This window comes from Chryseobacterium salivictor (assembly GCF_004359195.1).
GTDB lineage: Bacteria > Bacteroidota > Bacteroidia > Flavobacteriales > Weeksellaceae > Kaistella > Kaistella salivictor.
The window spans coordinates 2,642,591-2,661,251 of record NZ_CP037954.1; the positions used below are offsets into that span (position 1 = coordinate 2,642,591).

Here is an 18,661-nt window from a genome sequence, read left to right on the forward strand (position 1 = left end):
GCCATCAAATATTAATTTTCAATTATCGTGAAAAACAGGATCATTATAACAGAGCTTCTGTTTCTTCTTCATTTTAGTTAATAATATTCTTCAGTTAAATAGGTGAAAATATATCTAATTGAGAAAAATCTGATATTTCTGAGTTTCATTAAATACTTCGAGTAATTCTCCATTAACCTGAATCATGGTTTGCATACTCATAAGTTCAATTTGACTTTCGTCCTCCGGATTTTTAATAAAAAAATTAAGTTTTTGCTCACCTTTATGTTCATCAAACTGATTTCTGAAAAATTCGATATCTTCTTTCCGTAAATCATTGATATCAACTACAACGGTCATTTTCTTTGCAAACTTTTCAAATGCTTCTTTAAGGTCAATAACCTCTGAGACATTCACGAAAACCCGCCCGTCATTGGCTTGTGAAAATTTAATTTTAAAAATAATAAACCTCTGGACATCGATTTTGTCTCTGAATTTCATGTAATCCCTGTCTCCTAAACGGAAAGAATAACTTCCGCTGTAATCTTCCAGCAAAAGAAAAGCAACTTTTTCACCACTATTTCTCCCATCCCGAATACTGTATTCGGTTATCAAACCGGCAACCATATACTCGGGTGTATTGTTTTTCAGGGCTTGTTTTTCCTTCCAGTTTAATTTATCATTATTAAATAAATCCGGCTGATTGGCAAAAACGGTGTTCTTAAAATTTTCAATTTCATCTAAATTTAAAAAATTAAAATTCCCCCGCGGCTCTACTATTTTGGTAGGTTCTTCAATTAAGGCGTCCTCTTCACCATCTAATATTTCAGCAGAAAGATCTACCAAATCGTCGTCTGAATCGTCAATCTCCGAAACTTCAACCGGTAAGATTACTTTTTCGAGTTCCAACGTTTCATCTTTTTTACCTTCTAAAATTTCTTTCTTACTCAAAGCTCCCTGCAAAAATTGAAACTGATATTTGTATTCATCCAGAGGATGCGCAGAAAGATAGAATCCGATAATTTCTTTTTCTTTGTTAAGTTTATGCATATTTTGCCATTCCGGTGCAGGGTTTATTTTGGGCTGCTCGATTTTTACTTCGTCGGCAAAGTCGGCAAAGAGGGAATTCTCGATCTCATTTTTACTGTCCTGAAAACTGTAACCATACCGTAATAACCTTTCTATATTGGTTTTCCCAGAAGTATCGATGTCGAAATACTGTGCACGGTGATAGCGGTCGACTTCATCAAAAGCACCGGCAATTACCAAACTTTCCGCGACTCTTTTATTCATTTGTGAAGAAGGGATTTTTTCAAAGAAATCATAGATATTCTTATACCGTTCCTCTTTTCTCGCTGCAACAATTGCTTCACTCGGGCCTTCGCCAATTCCCTTAATAGCTCCCAGTCCAAACCGGATCTGGCCTTTTTCATTCACCGCAAAAGCGTATTGAGATTCATTTACATCAGGACCCAAAACATCAACACCAATACTTTTACAATCCTCCATAAATAAAGTAATTTGTTTGGTATTATTAATATTATTCGACATCACACTTGCCATGTATTCTGCCGGATAATTGGCTTTCAAATAAGCGGTTTGGTAAGCAATTAAAGCATAACAGGTAGAGTGGGATTTGTTGAACGCATATTCTGCAAAGGCTTCCCAGTCTTTCCAGATTTTATTGAGTTTGGTTTCATCAAGGTTATTGACTTTTCCACCTTCCAGAAATTTCGGGTACATTTTATCCAGAACATCTCTTTGTTTTTTACCCATCGCTTTACGCAAAGTATCGGCTTCACCTTTGGTAAAATTGGCCAGTTTCTGAGAAAGCAACATTACCTGTTCCTGATAAACCGTAATTCCGTAGGTTTCTTCCAGATATTCTTTGGTTTCTTCTAAATCGTAAACGGTTTCTTCTACGCCATTTTTCCTATTAATAAATGTTGGGATATATTTAATTGGACCTGGCCGATACAAAGCATTCATGGCAATTAAATCCGCAAATTCCGTCGGTTTCAGTTCCCGCATATATTTTTGCATTCCCGGACTTTCATACTGGAAAATCCCAACCGTTCTTCCCTCTTTAAATAACTGATACGTTTTCGCATCGTCCAAAGGAATGGCATCCGGATCAATATCAATCCCGTGTTTTTCTTTAATGAGTTTAATGGCGTGTTTAATGATAGTTAAAGTCCGCAGACCCAAAAAGTCCATTTTCAGCAAACCGGCACTTTCCGCCACCGAGTTATCGAACTGCGAAACCAAAATATCTGCATCTTTTGCCGCAATCGTAATCGGCACCAAATTCGTAATATCTTCCGGCGTAATAATCACTCCACAGGCATGGATTCCGGTATTTCGAATACAGCCTTCCATTTTCTGAGCGGCAGAAAGAACTTCATAGCGTTCATCTTTTGGATTGGCCAAAATATCTTTCATTTCCTGCGCCAAAACTTTATCTTCAGGAGCGAGTTTTTCAAATTTGGCAAATGCCTTTGCAATATTCATTCCCGGTGATGGCGGGATTAATTTCGCAATATTATTGGTCTCGAAAATCGGAAGATCTAAAACCCTCCCCGCATCTTTTATCGCAGATTTCCCACCCAAAACCGAATAAGTGATAATTTGTGCAACATTACTTTTACCATATTTATCAACCACCCATTTGATGATTTTATCACGTCCTTCATCATCAAAATCAATATCGATATCGGGCATCGAAACCCTTTCAGGATTAAGAAAACGCTCAAATAGCAAATCATATTTTATAGGATCAACATTGGTGATTCCGGTACAATATGCAACCGCAGAACCTGCCGCAGAACCACGACCAGGCCCCACCCAAACGCCCATTTTCCGGGCTTCATTACAGAAATCCTGCACAATCAAAAAATATCCCGGATAACCGGTTTTCGCAATAACTTCTAATTCAAAATCCAGCCTTTCTCTTATTTCATCGGTGATTTCGTCATATCTTTTCTCGGCACCTTCGTAGGTTAAATGTCTTAAATAGGCATTTTCTCCTCTTTTGCCGCCGTCAACCTTATCTTCGTCACTTAGAAATATTTCAGGAATATCAAATTCCGGTAGCAATACATCTCGCTTTAGAGTATAAGGTTCAAATTTGCTCACCAACTCGTCATAAGCTTCGAAAGCATCTGGGAATTCACGGAAACTCTGTTTGATTTCCTCGGTGTTTTTAATGTAATATTCGTGTGAAGGCAAACCTCTTCTCTTACCAAAACCCTTTCCGACCGGTGAAGACAATTTCTCGCCATCTTTAATACAGTATAAAATATCCTGAATATGTGCCTCTGATTTTTCGGTGTAAAAGGTTTCGTTTTGAGCTAAAATTTTGACTTCATATTTCTCCGCGAAGCTCAGTAACACATCATTTAAATAATGTTCTTCTTCAATTTCATGGTTTTGAAGCTGTACATAAAAATCATCCCCAAAGGTATTTTTCCACCATTGAAAAATCTCCTCTCCTTTCTGTTCTCCAAATTCTAAAACTGCATTGGGAATATCTCCCATCGTTCCTGCGGTTACGGCAATTAAATCTTCTTTCAGTTCCGCAATCATCTTTTTAGAAATCCTCGGAACACCAAAATAAAAACCGTTGATATATCCTAAACTCGATAGTTTTGCCAGATTTTTATAGCCATTGAAATTTTTCGCCAAAAGCACAATATTCGTTCTGCGGTCGGGATCATCTTTGGTAAACTGCTTTTGATCCGGACGGTCAGACAGGTAAAACTCACAACCGATAATAGGGATTAAAGGTTCTTTCCGGGGTTCAGCATCTGTAAATGCAACGCCATCTTCTTCTGCTTTTTGTTTTTTATCTAAATATTCTTGATATATTTTTTTAATGTTACCGTTGGCTTTTTCAACTTCAGAAATAAATTTAAACGCGCCCATCATATTCCCTAAATCAACGATACCTACAGCGGGAAAATTATTATCCAGCGCTCTTTTTATCAATTCATGAATATGCGATGACGCCTGAAGGGAAGAATAAATACTGTGATTGTGGAAATTAAAATAACTTCCGATTTCAATCTCATCCGTATTGTTAAAGGAGGTTTTTTTCTTTTTCTTAGAATCAGCAACCTGTCTTCTGATAACAATCGGAAATGGCCGGATGGCAACCGGATGACTGTTGATATAATGCTGAAGTTCTGAACTTTCCAGTTTCAAAGCTTCTGCCGGAATGATCCCAATCCGCATCATCTCGAAAAAGACTTGCGCGGTTGAGTTTACGTCTGCCGCGGCATTATGCGCTTCATCAAATTTCTCGTCGTATAACTTTTCGTAAAGTTCAGTTAGTTTCGGAGATTTGTATCTTCCGCTTTTTCCACCTCCAAGTTGACAAAAATCAGTTCCCAATTTCATGGTATCAGCGGACGGAATTTCCTGCAAATTATTGTCAACTTCTTTCCTGAAAAACTCAGCACCTACAATATTATAATCGAAAATGATATTGTGCCCGACAACAACTTGTGCTTTCTTTAAAGCTTCTTTAAATTCCAGTAAAACTTCATTCAGATCACGGCCTTCTTCAGTGGCCATTTTAGTGGAAATTCCATGGATTCTCTGAGAAGAAAACGGAATATCGTACCCTTCAGGTTTAATGATATAATCTTGATTTTCAATCAAATTACCTTCCTTGTCGTGAAGTTGCCACGCAATCTGCACCATTCTCGGCCAGTTGTCGGAATCGGTAATCGGAGCGTTGAAATTTTTAGGTAAACCGGTCGTTTCAGTATCGAAGATTAAAAACATGTAGAAGAAGAATTTTGGTAAAATTAGGCTAAAATTTCTTTAAAAAAAAGTTGCAATTTTCGAAAATAGAAGTTATTTCTTTATTTTTAACTTAGACATTTATAGAATAAAAACCGATCATTTATAATAAGTGTAAAATCTGATAGTAACAGTTGAAATAAACTTCTCATTTTACATTATTTTTAATTTAAATGAAAATAAATCTGGCATAAAGTGATGCTTTAAAATTTAATATTTTTCACCTTCCATTAAAATTTTTATCTTTGTTAACTATGGAAATTGATACAAAACAAAAAGTTTCTCAAGAGATTTTACTGAAAGCATTCAGGCACATGATGATTGCCAAAGCAACTGCAGATGTTTACGAAGAAAACAGGAATATTTGCAAATATGTACACTCTACTTCCCGCGGTCACGAGGCCATTCAGCTTGCTACTGCTTATCAACTCACCAAAGAAGACTGGGTTTCGCCCTATTATCGCGACGAAAGTTTGCTTTTAGGAATAGGTTTTGAACCTTATCAATTGATGTTGCAGTTATTGGCAAAATCCGACGATCCATTTTCTGGCGGACGCTCTTATTATTCGCATCCATCGAGTCGGGAAGAAAACCTTCCGAAAATCATTCATCAAAGTTCCGCAACAGGAATGCAGGCAATTCCTACCACAGGAGTTGCGCAGGGAATCAAATATATTCAGGAATTCAATTTAAAAACATACGAACAAAACCCTGTTGTGGTTTGCAGTTTTGGTGACAACTCAATCACAGAAGGCGAAGTTTCAGAAGCTTTTCAGTTTGCCGCGCTTCATCAATTGCCGATTATTTTCCTGGTTCAGGATAATGAATGGGGAATTTCGGTAACCAAAGAAGAAGCCCGAACTTCCGATGCGTATGATTTCGCAGCAGGATTTGTAGGTTTAAATAGAATGAAAGTCGACGGAACCGATTTCGAAGCAAGTTTCGAAGCCATGAAAAAAGCCGTCGATTTTGTGAGAACAGAAAGAAAACCGATGTTGGTTTGTGCCAGTACGGTTCTCATCGGTCATCACACTTCCGGCGTTCGCAGGGAATTTTACCGTGACGAAAAAGATTTAGAAAAACACCGCGCAAAAGATCCGGGAAGCCTTTTGAGAAAACGTTTATTGGAAGAAGGAAGCGATGAAGATCTTTTAAAACAGATAGAAAAGAAAGCCAGATTAGAAGTCGAGCAGGCTTTTCAAAAAGCAGTCGAAGCGGAAGATCCAAAACCTGAAACCGTAGAAAACCACGTCTTCGCTCCTACTTCAGTTACCGAAGAAGTGGGCGAAAGAGAACCACAAGGTCAGGAAAAAATTGTAATGGTCGATGCAGCCATTCACGCCATTCAGGAAATCATGTGGAAACATCCCGAGGCTTTATTATATGGACAGGATGTTGGTGAAAGAATTGGCGGCGTATTCCGCGAAACAGTGACTTTAGGTAAAAAATTCGGAAACAAAAGAGTGTTTAATACGCCAATTCAGGAAGCTTATATTATAGGTTCTACGGTCGGAATGAGCGCGGTTGGTTTGAAACCGATTGTGGAAGTTCAGTTCGCTGATTATATTTATCCAGGAATCAATCAGTTGATTACCGAAGTTTCGAAATCGTGTTATTTAAGCAACGGGAAATTCCCCGTGAGCAATATCATTCGCGTTCCGATCGGTGCTTACGGTGGTGGCGGACCTTATCATAGCGGAAGCGTCGAAAGTATTTTATGCAATATTAAGGGAATTAAAGTGGCTTATCCGAGCAACGCAGCCGATTTCAAAGGATTGTTAAAAGCGGCGTTCTATGATCCAAATCCTGTCCTAATGCTGGAACACAAAGGGTTGTACTGGAGTAAAGTTCCCGGAACCGAAGAGGCGAAAACAATCGAGCCTGCGGAAGATTATATTTTACCTCTCGGAAAAGGAAATGTTATTTTAGAAGCTGATAAAAATGAAACTGAAAAAGGAAGAACCATGCTCATCGTCACCTACGGAATGGGCGTTTATTGGGCAAAAGAAGCCGCAAAGACTTTTGCAGGAAAAGTCGAAATTATCGACTTACGAACTTTAATTCCTTTGGATGAAAAACTGGTTTTTGAACGCACAAAACTGCACGGAAAATGTCTGGTTTTAACGGAAGAACAACTCAATAATTCTTTTGCAGAAGCATTTGCACACCGAATTTCAAAGGAATGTTTCCGATATTTAGATGCTCCGGTTGAAGCGATGGGGTCTTTGAATTTACCGGCTGTTCCTATTAATTTGGTTTTGGAAAAAGAAATGCTTCCAAATGCGGAGAAACTGGCTAACAAAATTGGAGAAATGCTGAATTATTAAAATAAATTTTAGTTTTTGCTCTTTCAGATTTCATTTTAAAACCAAAAACTTAATGCTGATATTTTCACCATTAAGTTTTTGGTTTTAAGGACTTAATATTTTTTTACTAAAATAACGGTAAACCTTTTAGGTTTAAAAGTCTTAAAAAAAAGCACTTTTTTTAACATTAAGTTATTCAGGAAAATTAAGATTTGAAGGTCAGAAAAGTAACTTTGTGACAACTGTTTTTATAGAAATTATCCCCACCAGAAAGCCGCTGCAATAATAATATAAAGGCCAATTAAGGCAACGCCTTCCAGCCAAATACTTTCACCATCAAATACGATGAACGCACTTACCAAAACGGAAAGCGCCAAAGCAGCCAACAAAAGCGGGCTCAGGACGAACGACAAAATTGCGCCTCCCAAAAAGAAAGAAATTAAAATCAGCAGCGGATAAACAACCAGCGCAATTTGAAGCGAAGAATTCATAATCACACTCACCGCGTAATCTGCTTTATTTTTTAAAGCCAATTGAATTCCCACCAAATTTTCAATGGCATTTCCGGCGATGGCAACCACGATTAAACCAGCAAAAACATCATTGATTCCTAAAGAATCCATCGCTGGTTTCAGCGCCTCCACAAACCAATCCGATACAAATGCAGCACCAATTCCGGCAGCAGCCAAAACAATTAAAGTAACGGGCATCGACCAGTTTGCTTCGTGCTTTTCCGTGTCATCATTGGGAATTACAGATGTGTCACCTTTTATAGAAAAACTCAAAAAAGCCCCAAAAACAATCAGCAAAACTACCGAGACAATGATATCCAGCATGTTGATATGACTTTCGGCCGGCGTATGAAAATAAAAAGTTAATGTAGGAACCGCCATCGCAGCAAACGCCAAAATCATGAGAATAGCATTCATTTTTGGAGGTTCTGAATGAAAATATTGCCGCCCATTTTTCAAACCTCCAAACAAAATCGCCAGTCCGAATACCAATACCGAATTTCCCAGAATTGAGCCGATTAATGCTGCTTTCACAACCGTAACCAATCCTGCGCGTAAAGCAAAAATACACACAAAAAGTTCTGGTAAATTTCCTAAAGCAGATTGCAAAACTCCCGTCGAAGCAGGTCCCATTCGGCTTCCAAGCTGTTCCGTAGCTTTTCCAACAATCATCGCTACCAGAACCAACGATACTGCTGACAATACAAATAACAGCACAGCATTAAATCCCACGTGAGTCCCAAAACCCGTCGCAGCAGCAACCAAAAAAGCACCACTCATTAATAAAATATCTTTTTTCTGCATCGTTAAATATTAGATAAATAAAATTAAGGAAAATATCGATGCAATTTCTTTATTTTTTTGCTGCATATTTCCCTTCATCGGATCTCTGGTTTTTCGGCTATTCATTTCAATCTTTTTCCATTTTTTTCATTTCCAAAAAATAAAATTTTCATTTTTGTCTGATGTATAATTAGTTATGGTAAAGAAGATATTTTTAATATCAAGAAATTGAGTGTAAATTATTTCAACTGATTTGGGAGATGATTATGAAATTATAAATATTCAATTAGAAGTTTTAAAGGTTTTAGTATTTTTGTACAAACCCTTTGAAAAGATGCCCGAAAACATTCAGCAAAAAATAGAAGAACTGCGTGCGGAACTTCATCAGCATAATTATAATTACTACATTTTAGATGAAGCTACCATTTCAGATTTCGAATTTGATTTGAAGCTGAAAGAACTTCAGGAGTTGGAAAAAGCACATCCAGAATTTTACGATCCCAACTCTCCTACCTTGCGTGTTGGTGGTGAAATCACTAAAAATTTTCCAACGATTCAACATCAATTCAGAATGTATTCTTTGGATAATTCTTATGATTTCGATGATTTGGAAGACTGGGAAAAACGCATCATCAAAACCATTGATGAACCCGTAGAATTTGTAGCTGAACTGAAATATGACGGCGCTTCAATTTCTATTTTATACGAAAATGGAAAACTGAAACAGGCGGTCACCCGTGGCGATGGTTTTCAGGGCGACGAAATCACAGCAAATGTGAAAACGATTTCAGATATTCCTTTAACACTGAAAGGCGACTTTCCCCGTCAGTTTTTTATGCGTGGTGAAATTTATCTGACCCGAAAAAACTTTGATAAAATAAATCTCCGCCGCGAAGAAGAAGGTTTGGACTTATTTATGAATCCAAGAAATACGGCGTCAGGCAGTTTGAAAATGCAGGATTCGGCAGAAGTGAGCAAGCGTAAACTTTCAGCCGTTCTTTATCAGTTTATCTCTTCTGAAATTCCGGCAGCAACACATTGGGAACTCTTGCAAAATGCTAGAAAATGGGGTTTCAACGTTTCTGAGCAGGCAAGATTATGTAAGAATTTAGATGAAATCAAAGACTTCATTAATTATTGGGATCAGCACCGGCATGAACTTCCTTTTGAAATTGATGGAATTGTTTTAAAAGTAAATTCAATTCAGCAGCAGTCAAAATTGGGTTTCACCGCCAAATCGCCGCGTTGGGCTATGGCTTACAAATTCAAAGCTGAAAAGGTGGAAACCGAATTACAATCCGTGACTTATCAGGTTGGAAGAACCGGTGCTATCACGCCTGTTGCGAATCTGAAACCTGTGTTATTGGCTGGAACCATCGTCAAAAGAGCCAGTTTACACAATGAAGATATTATAAAAAAACTCGGTTTGCATGAACATGATTTTGTTTATGTTGAAAAAGGCGGTGAAATTATTCCAAAAATTGTAGGAATTAATTTAGAAAAAAGAAATCCCGAAAACAAAGAAATCCAATACATCACGCACTGTCCCGAATGCGGAACGGAATTGGTGAGAATTGAAGATCAGGCGATTCATTTCTGTCCGAATGATTTGCACTGTCCGCCACAGGTTATCGGGAGAATGATTCATTACGTTTCCCGAAAAGCTTTAAATATTGATAATTTAGGAGCAGAAACCATCGAACAGCTGTACCGCGCAAAACTCGTTGAAAATCCCGCAGACTTCTATGTTTTAACAAAAGAACAAATTCTTCCGTTGGAAAGAATGGCCGAAAAATCAGCGCAGAATATTATTGACGGAATTGAAAAATCAAAAGAAATTCCATTTGAAAAAGTACTGTTCGGAATCGGAATTAAACATGTCGGAGAAACAGTTGCCAAGAAACTGGCAAAAAATTTCGACTCCATCGATGCCTTGAAAAATGCGACTGTAGAAGAACTGATGCAGGTAGAAGATATCGGCGGAAAAATTGCGGAAAGTATTGTGAATTTCTTTAATGATCCTGAAAATATTTTAATGATTGAACGGCTGAAATCTTACGGCGTTCAATTGGAAAAAGGAGAAAACTCCAATGAAGTTTTAAGCACTGTTCTGGAAAACAAAACCTTCCTTTTCACGGGGAAACTTTCTTTATTTACGAGAGAAGCTGCCGAAGAAATGGTCGAAAAACACGGCGGCAAAAATATCTCGGCGGTTTCTAAAAATCTGAATTATCTGGTTGTGGGCGAAAAGGCCGGAAGTAAACTGAAAAAAGCCCAGGACATCGGAACAATCGAGATTCTGGATGAACAGGAATTCCTGGACCTGATCAAGTAATATTTTAAAGCGTAAAAAACAAAACGGTTTAAATTGGAAGCTCCCTTTATTTTTGAAAAATAAAGGGAGCTTCCTGATTTTTATTTTATTAATGCATATCTCCTAAATCAATATTTGCTTTTCCTTTTCGTTCTTTTACAAATAAAACAAACGGAATACAGATCAAAAACAAGATTCCCAGGTAGAGAAAAACATCCATGTAAGATAAAACTGTTGCCTGCTTCAATACTGATAAATCCAGAATTTTATAGGCAGACTGCAAGGCAACATCGGGTGTGAATCCTTTGGCCTGAAACATCGCTTTCAGTCCGGCGATTCTCTGTTGTACATCTAAACTGTTTGCATCTAAATGACTTGATAAAGCAGCCTTGTGAATTGAAGTTTGATTAGAGATAAAAGTAGTAATCGCCGCAATTCCGAATGAACCTCCCAACTGACGCATCATTCCGGTGAACGACGCTCCCTGACCAATTTCCTGACCTTTCAAAGTACTTAAAGCCAATGAGGTAATCGGAATAAACAGTAAACCAAGACCAGCACCTCTTACGATCAGCATCCAGAAAAAATCAGATTTTCCGGTATCCGGCGTGATAATATTGTAGCCCCAGAAACTGTAGACAAAGAAAAGCAGCAATCCGAGCGAAACCAAAATCTGCTGTTTGACGCCTCTGGTGAGTAATCTCCCGATAATCGGCATCATGACGGCAGTAGTTAAGGCCGCAGGTATCATCAATGCGCCGGATTCCAGCGCCGTCCAGCCCATGATACTTTGGGTATAAAGCGGCACAATAAAGGTAGATCCATATAAACCGAATCCAAGGATAAATGACATAACGGTACCTATTCTTAAATTTCCGTTTTTCAGAACTCTTAATTCTACAATAGGATATCTGAACGTAAGTTCCCGCCAAAGGAAAAGTATAAATCCAATGACCGCAACTACAGTAAGAACAATAATTACTTTACTGTCAAACCAGTCGTCCTCATGTCCTTTTTCAAGAATGTATTGCAGCGAGCCGACAAATGCAGCAAGCAAACCGATTCCCAGCCAGTCGACATCTTTCGCTTTTCTTTTTTCAGAAAATTTAGGACTTCGGATGAACTGTAAAGTCAGTAATGTTGCTGCAATCCCGATGGGAATATTAATATAAAAAATATATGGCCAGCTGAAATTATCTACGATATAACCTCCTAAAGGCGGTCCTAAAGTGGGCCCGATAATCACTCCCAAACCATAAATCGCCTGCGCCATACTCCGTTTTGCAAGCGGGTAAGATTCGGTTATAATCGTTTGCGACGTCACCAATAATGCTCCACCACCGATTCCCTGCATTAATCTGAAGAAAACCAGTTCCCAAATGCTGCTTGCGTTTCCGCAGAGAAATGAAAATATGGTAAAAATAACGATGGAAGCGGCAAAATAATTCCGTCTTCCGAACTGTTGGGACAACCAACTTGTCATCGGGACAATAATTACATTCCCAATGGCGTAAGCCGTGATGACCCAGCCAACTTCAGAAAGTGTGGCTCCCAGATTCCCTTTCATGTCATTCAAAGCCACATTCACAATTGTAGAATCTACAATTTCCAGAAGTGCACAAAGAATGGCCGTAAGGGTTATGATGACACGCCTTGCGCCGTATTCTACTAATAAATCCTCTTGCATTTTTATTGCTGGATATTTGATATCGGATGGATTGGGATGAGTTTTGAAAAATACCCAATCTTTAATCCAATATTATTTTAAATTCACGGTTGTTTTCACATTCATTCCCGCACGAAGTTTTTTTGCGGTTTCCGGTTTTAATTTTACAAAATCTATTCTTACCGGAAGTCTCTGAACGACTTTTACAAAGTTTCCACTTGCGTTATCCGGAGGAAGAATTGAGAATGAAGAACCTGTTGCCGGAGAAAATGAAGTCACTTTACCTTCGAATTTTTCTTTAGGAAAAGCATCGATTTCAATATCTACAGTTTGACCTTCCACCATTTTAGAAAGCTGCGTTTCTTTAAAGTTGGCAATGACCCATTTGTCATTATCTCTAACCAGACTGAATAACTGTGAGCCAGCCTGGACAAACTGTCCTTTTTGAATAGGAACTTTAGAAACAAAACCATCTTCAGATGCAAGAATTACAGTGTAAGAAAGATTGAGTTTGGCATTTTCAACATCTACTTCTCTTTGTCTTACCATTGAATTGGCTACACCGATCTGCTCTGAACTTGCAGCGGTTTGCGAGGTTACAATTCCGGGTTGTTGCAACACCTGATTTTTTTGATCCACTAAAACCTGTAACTGCCGGTCAGCAGATTGTTTTGCCGCCAAAACAGTTTCATATTGCTGTTGTGTGATGGTGTGATCTTTTACCAGATTGGCATATCTTTTTAAATCCTGGGAGGTTTTCCAGACATTAACTTTTGCGGCTTCAATCTGCGCATTGGCTGTGGCAATTGCAGCATTGGCAGAATTGATGTTTTGAGAAGCTGCATGTGTAGAAGCAATTGCGGTTTGTACATTGCTTCTCGCCGTTCCCAATGCTGCGGTTGCCTGCGCAAGCGCCATTTTTTGGTCGCGGTCATCGATTACAATAAGGGTATCTCCTTTTTTCACAAACTGATTATCGCGCACTTTTACTTCGGAAACATATCCCGAAATTTTAGAAATTACCGGACTCATATTCGATGCAATCTGTGCATCATCGGTTTCTTCGTGGCTTAAACCATAAGAATAAGTTCGGTACCCGATGATTCCGCCGACGACTAAAACGATCGCCAGGATAATCGGAAAAGTAAGTGATCTTTTCTTTTTGATTTCAGGAAAAAATTCTGGTTGTGTATTATTATCTTCCATTATTTAAAAAATATTTTAAGTTTAATTTAAGTCTGAGTTGGCTTAGTGCAAAGTCAAAATTCCGGTGGTCTGCAAAAGTTTTCGATAGGCCAAAGCGGCATCAGCTTTTGCATTTACTACATTTACGTTGGCAGAAATCTGCGCCGTGTCAGCATCCAGAAGTTCAGTGATGGTCGCTAAACCGTTGTCGAATTTATTTTTGGTGACTCTGTAATTTTCGTTCGCCTGAGCCGCTGCTTTTTCGTAAACGGCGATTTTCTTTTTCGCAAACTCCGAGTTCTGGTAATCTCTGTTAACTTCTAATTTAATTTGGTCATTTAGTAATTCATTGGTCGCAGAAAGTTGTTTTTCTGTAGCCGCAGATCTCATTAAAGAAGAATTCTTTTTCCAGAGGTTATCGATATTATACTGAATTCCCACTCCAATATTTGCCGCATTGGTAATGGTCAGAATTTTCGGGATTTCCGCCGCGATATATCCGCCGGTTAAAGCGATGGTGGGTAAACTCTCCGCTTTGGCCGCTTTTGTTCCCAATTCTGCTGCTTTTCTTTGATAATCTAAGGCCTGCATATCTTTCCGCTGAGAAACGGCCTGGTTTAAATAATATGAAACAGGTTGACTTTCCGTGAGTTCTGAAATATAATTGGGATCGATTTCGATTTCCGTACCGTCAGGTAATCCTAAAAGTAAATCCATATTGATGTTGGCAATATTGAAGTTATTGTTCGCATCTAAGAGCTGAAGTTCAATATCTGAAGTCTGCAGATTCGCTTTCAACTTATCGTTTCGGGCGATGATTCCGTTGTTCTCTAATTTCTGAAAAGACTCGTCTCTTTTTTGTGAAGCCGTAAGATGATCTTCCAGAACTTTAATTTGCTGATTGGCTTTAAACAAATTATTGTAGGCTTGCGAAACGTTGTAAGCAATCGCCAGTTTGTCATTCTCTGTACTGAGTTTTGAAGCTTCAACTAAATATTCCGCCGACTGAATTCCATATTTAATTCGGCCACCTGCATAAATCGGCAATGAAGCAGCAACGTTTCCATAGAAAGCAGAATTTGCTTTTGGTGCAGTACTTCCTCCATTTGTAGAAGGTGGCAAAACCTTGAGATCAACATTGGCGTTGGCTAAAGCCAGAGCGCTTGCAGAAACTTTCAAACTCGGCAGTCTGTTATTTTTGGCTTCAAGATAATTGGCGGTCGCCTGATCGATTTTTGCCTGATCGATTTTAAGATTTTTAGAATTCTGAATTCCCAGATTTACCGCTTCATCAAGGGTCAGCATTTTCTTTTCCTGTGCATGAACCGTGATTCCGATGGCCGAGAAAACCAGCGCAATCAGGGGACTATATGTTTTCTTCATAACCTAAAAGGTGTTTTAATATATTTTGGACATGTATTTTAATTTCATCGAAATACTGATTTTCGTAATTTTCATCACCCTCAAAAAATTCCTTGTAAACAGGAAGTGTATTGAGTGCGGTAAAAATGGTTCCTGAAACCGTAGAATGCAGAAATTCTATTCGTGGTCTTTTAGTAAAGATTTTCTTTTCTAATCCTTTTTCGATGAGTTCGCTGTAAATAGCCAGAAATCCTTTTTTTGATTCTTTTAAAAATTCTGCGATATGGGGATTTTTATTGCTCAGCTGCTCTCTTTGTAAAATGCGGTAAAAAGTTTTTAAAGTTTTTACGCGGTCCGCATAACGGTTAATAACAGTGACCAGTTTTTCCCACTCATTCAAATTGTCGTTGGCTAAAATATCTTTGCTAAATGTCAAACTTTCGTTCATTCTCACTTCGAATATTTTGACGAAAAGCTTTTCTTTGGAGCCGAAATAATAGGAAATCATCGAAACATTTACCTTCGCTTTTTTCGAAATCTCCCGGGTAGAACTTCCTTCAAAACCCTTTTCAGCAAAGAGTTTTTCGGCGTGTAATAAAATATGTTCTTCTTTGGAAATCATGACAGATCATTTTTTTGAGGGTGCAAATTTAAATAAAAACAGAAAACAATCAAACGATTGATTGATTTTTTTTCTGTAAATAAATATAGAAATCGTCTATAATATACCGTGAGATTTTTTGTGAAAAGAAATTTAAATAAAATTGATTGAGCGATCCAAAAATTAATTTTAACTTCGTTATATCAATAACGATTAAAACCAAATTTTATGAAAAAAGTAATTTCAGTGTTAGCCATCACCATTTTCACTTTGGGATTTGCTCAGGAAGCTCCGAAGAAAGCCTGTTGTTCCGGAAAGGACAAAAAAGAATGCAAAATGGGTGACAAGAAAGACAATAAAGCATGTACTATGAAAGATCACAAAGACTGCAAAGGCACTTGTGACATGAAAAAGGAGGAAAAGAAGAAAGCAGCCTAAAACGAAACCACCTATTGGTGGTTTTTTTATGGTTTTTTGTGAAGGTAACGGGAAAGTTTAATCCCCAGATCAGTCCATATTATTTTGGTGTTTCCGTTTCTTTCTAAATGATAATTTGCCGTAGAGATTTCTTCTAAAATAGCTTCAATATTGGCTCCGTGGATGAATTTTGAGAAACTCTCCCATTTGAAACCGCCCGCCTCTATTTTTTTATAGACCAGACTTTCATTGCCGTAATTTTGAAGTAACGCCAGCCGGAACATTTCTGCGCAGTATTCTAAAAAATTCATTTGTTTTTCTTTGTTCCACAGTGAAATTCTTCTTCCCCAAAGAACAATGTTTTTTAAAAACTCTGGCTTCTTTTTTACCTGGAAAGCTTCACGAACCCACATGATAAACTGATCTTCAAATTCGGAATCTGTGTTTTCAGACTGCAGTAATTTCTGCGCGGTATTCCAGTTTCCCTGTGCCTGAAAAACTATTTCGCGTCTTCTGTCTGTACTGATCTCCTTGTTGTTCTGTAAAAACTGGTCGAGATCATCCTCTTTAATACTCGGGATTTCCACAATCTGCGTTCTCGAAATAATTGTCGGAAGCATGAAATCGGTGTTGGAAGCCGTCAGTATGATGTAAGTGTTTTTCGGTGGCTCTTCGAGAAACTTCAGAAATTTATTGGCAGCATCCGTATTCATTTTGTCAGCTTGCCAGACAATGAGAATTTTACTGCCGCCTTCAAAACTTTTCAGGGCGAATTTTTTATTGATTTCATCAATTTCTTCGACGTAAATACTAAGTTGTTTATTTTCTGATTCTAAAATTGTGCTCCAATCTTCGTTATTTGAATAGGGATTTTCCAGCATCATCTCCCGGAATTCATCAAAAAACTGAGCCGTCAATCCGCTTTTATTCGCTTTAAAAACGGGAAAGCTAAAATGCAGATCGAGGTGATTGAGATGATCGACTTTTGGAGAAGAATGCTCGTTTTCCTTTCTTAGAATTTCTTTTGCAAATGCCATTGCCAAGGGCAGCGTTCCATATCCGTCTTTGCCTACAAATAATTGTGCGTGGCTTACCCGATTGTTGCTGATACTATCTTTCAGAAGGTTTTTCAATTCCTGATGACCTACAATTTGTTCCCAATTCATGCTTCAAAGATAAATATTTTTGCTGGATATTCAGAATGAGATGGTGATGAGGATCTTTAGATATTTTAACACAAGCGGCCTTATAAATGTTAAATAATATAAAACCTGTTTAGCAATATTCAAACAGTTAATTTTGACATGATTCGTTGAGAAGAATAGTTCTGTAAAGTGATTTTCAGAAATGTTTAAATTGAATAGCCATCTGATAAGCTTAACAAACTTTAACCAAACTTACTTTCACAGTTCAGTATTATTTAAGATATTTGCGCATTATTTTTAAAAATAGAGAATGAAAAGATTTTTTGTATTACCTTTGATTGCGGCAGGTTTTTTACTTAACGCACAAACGATTGGTAATTCTCCATACGCTGCCTTTGGAATCGGTGATGTAAAATACGATAACACGACTGATATCAGTTCAATGGGTGGCATTTCTACTGCATATATTTGGGATTTTAACAACAATTTTAATTTCAGCAACCCGGCAGCCAATAAAAATTTAGAATTAACCACTTTGAAAATTGAAGCAAGTAATCAAAATAACTTCTTCAAATCCAATTACAATAACATGAGTGCAACCAAGCATTCATCTTATCTATCTAATTTAACGATTGCCTTCCCAATTTCTAATAAAGTTAAATTTGGATTGGGTTATCAACCTTACAGTTCAAAAGAATACACTATTTTAACTAAAGAAGTTTTGGATTCCGGAAATAGCCAGATGAGTCTTTACCATGGTGAGGGAACGCTCAGTACGGTACAGGCAGCTATGTCTTATCAGATTACACCGGAGTTTGCAATGGGTCTTCGATCTAATTTCTTCTTTGGTAACCTGTATGATATTAATGAGTTGACTACTTCTGATGCTGAACTGATCAACGGTTACGAAACAAAAAATAAAGTTAAGAGCTTTAATTTTACTTTGGGAACTGCTTATCAGAAAAAATTTCAGACTGATAGAAAGTTGACCTTAGGAGCAACTTACACTTTCGGAAATACCGGTCAGATGGAAACCCGATATGTCAACAGTACCTATTTTTACACGCCGGGAAAAATCAAAAATAATGAAAGCATTATTGAGGAGAAATTCAGCGAAGACAAAAACCTGATTCCTATGGAATTCTCTTTTGGAGCCGGTTATGGCAGAGATGCCAAATGGTTTGTCGGAACTCAGGTGGATTATAAAAACGGAGAGACCATTCAGTTTTTGGGGAAACCTTTTGTGAACGAAAATTCTTATAAAATTTCTGCCGGAGGTTGGTATTTGCCCAACTACAATAACTTCAGAAATTATTTCTCCCGTGTTACCTACCGATATGGAGCGTATTACGAAAAAGGAAATTTAGCGATTAACGGAACCAATATCAATCAGTTTGCGATTACCGGTGGAATGACTTTGCCTTTCGAAAATAGAAGTGCGAGCAGAATGAGCGGTATCGATTTAGGACTTGAATTAGGGAAAAGAGGAACGCTTGATAATAATTTGATCCGTCAGAATTTTGTTAATTTAAAAATCGGAATTAATTTTGCTGATAAGTGGTTTAACAAACGACTTTATGATTAA

Annotated in this window: 11 protein-coding genes; 4 read left to right on the forward strand and 7 right to left on the reverse strand. The window is 37.8% G+C overall.

What is annotated here, in order from left to right:
• Window positions 1-114: 114 nt before the first annotated feature.
• Window positions 115-4,767, reverse strand: coding sequence for a DNA polymerase III subunit alpha (gene dnaE / locus NBC122_RS12015; protein WP_133440605.1), 4,653 nt, complete (start codon window positions 4,765-4,767; stop codon window positions 115-117).
• A 272-nt stretch (window positions 4,768-5,039) separates the two neighbouring features.
• On the opposite strand from dnaE, the gene NBC122_RS12020 reads away from it, so the two are divergent.
• Window positions 5,040-7,112 (forward strand): alpha-ketoacid dehydrogenase subunit alpha/beta, encoded by a 2,073-nt coding sequence (locus NBC122_RS12020; protein ID WP_133440606.1) that lies wholly within the window; start codon window positions 5,040-5,042, stop codon window positions 7,110-7,112.
• 236 nt (window positions 7,113-7,348) lie between these two features.
• Here NBC122_RS12020 and cax read toward each other — a convergent pair whose 3' ends face one another.
• Window positions 7,349-8,407, reverse strand: a complete 1,059-nt coding sequence (gene cax / locus NBC122_RS12025) for a calcium/proton exchanger (RefSeq protein ID WP_221343577.1) — start codon at window positions 8,405-8,407, stop codon at window positions 7,349-7,351.
• Window positions 8,408-8,720: 313 nt separating this feature from the next.
• On the opposite strand from cax, the gene ligA reads away from it, so the two are divergent.
• Window positions 8,721-10,721 (forward strand): NAD-dependent DNA ligase LigA, encoded by a 2,001-nt coding sequence (gene ligA, locus NBC122_RS12030; protein WP_133440607.1) that lies wholly within the window; start codon window positions 8,721-8,723, stop codon window positions 10,719-10,721.
• 88 nt (window positions 10,722-10,809) lie between these two features.
• On the opposite strand, the gene NBC122_RS12035 is transcribed toward ligA, so the two are convergent.
• The 4 genes from NBC122_RS12035 to NBC122_RS12050 form a co-directional block, all read right to left on the reverse strand.
• On the reverse strand, window positions 10,810-12,387 hold the full coding sequence (locus tag NBC122_RS12035) for a DHA2 family efflux MFS transporter permease subunit (RefSeq protein WP_133440608.1): 1,578 nt from the start codon (window positions 12,385-12,387) through the stop codon (window positions 10,810-10,812).
• A gap of 72 nt (window positions 12,388-12,459) precedes the next feature.
• Complete coding sequence (locus tag NBC122_RS12040) at window positions 12,460-13,572, reverse strand: HlyD family secretion protein (protein ID WP_133440609.1); 1,113 nt, start codon at window positions 13,570-13,572, stop codon at window positions 12,460-12,462.
• A gap of 42 nt (window positions 13,573-13,614) precedes the next feature.
• Window positions 13,615-14,934 (reverse strand): TolC family protein, encoded by a 1,320-nt coding sequence (locus NBC122_RS12045; protein WP_133440610.1) that lies wholly within the window; start codon window positions 14,932-14,934, stop codon window positions 13,615-13,617.
• Window positions 14,918-15,535, reverse strand: coding sequence for a TetR/AcrR family transcriptional regulator (locus NBC122_RS12050; RefSeq protein ID WP_133440611.1), 618 nt, complete (start codon window positions 15,533-15,535; stop codon window positions 14,918-14,920). The genes NBC122_RS12045 and NBC122_RS12050 overlap by 17 nt, the downstream gene beginning before the upstream one ends.
• A gap of 207 nt (window positions 15,536-15,742) precedes the next feature.
• Here NBC122_RS12050 and NBC122_RS12055 point away from each other — a divergent pair, with 207 nt between their 5' ends.
• Entirely contained in the window at window positions 15,743-15,952 is a 210-nt protein-coding gene (locus tag NBC122_RS12055; protein WP_133440612.1) for a hypothetical protein, read from the forward strand.
• 26 nt (window positions 15,953-15,978) lie between these two features.
• On the opposite strand, the gene NBC122_RS12060 is transcribed toward NBC122_RS12055, so the two are convergent.
• Window positions 15,979-17,097, reverse strand: a complete 1,119-nt coding sequence (locus NBC122_RS12060) for a DNA polymerase III subunit (RefSeq protein WP_133440613.1) — start codon at window positions 17,095-17,097, stop codon at window positions 15,979-15,981.
• A gap of 289 nt (window positions 17,098-17,386) precedes the next feature.
• Between NBC122_RS12060 and NBC122_RS12065 the strand changes: the two genes are divergently transcribed.
• Entirely contained in the window at window positions 17,387-18,661 is a 1,275-nt protein-coding gene (locus NBC122_RS12065) for a hypothetical protein (RefSeq protein ID WP_133440614.1), read from the forward strand.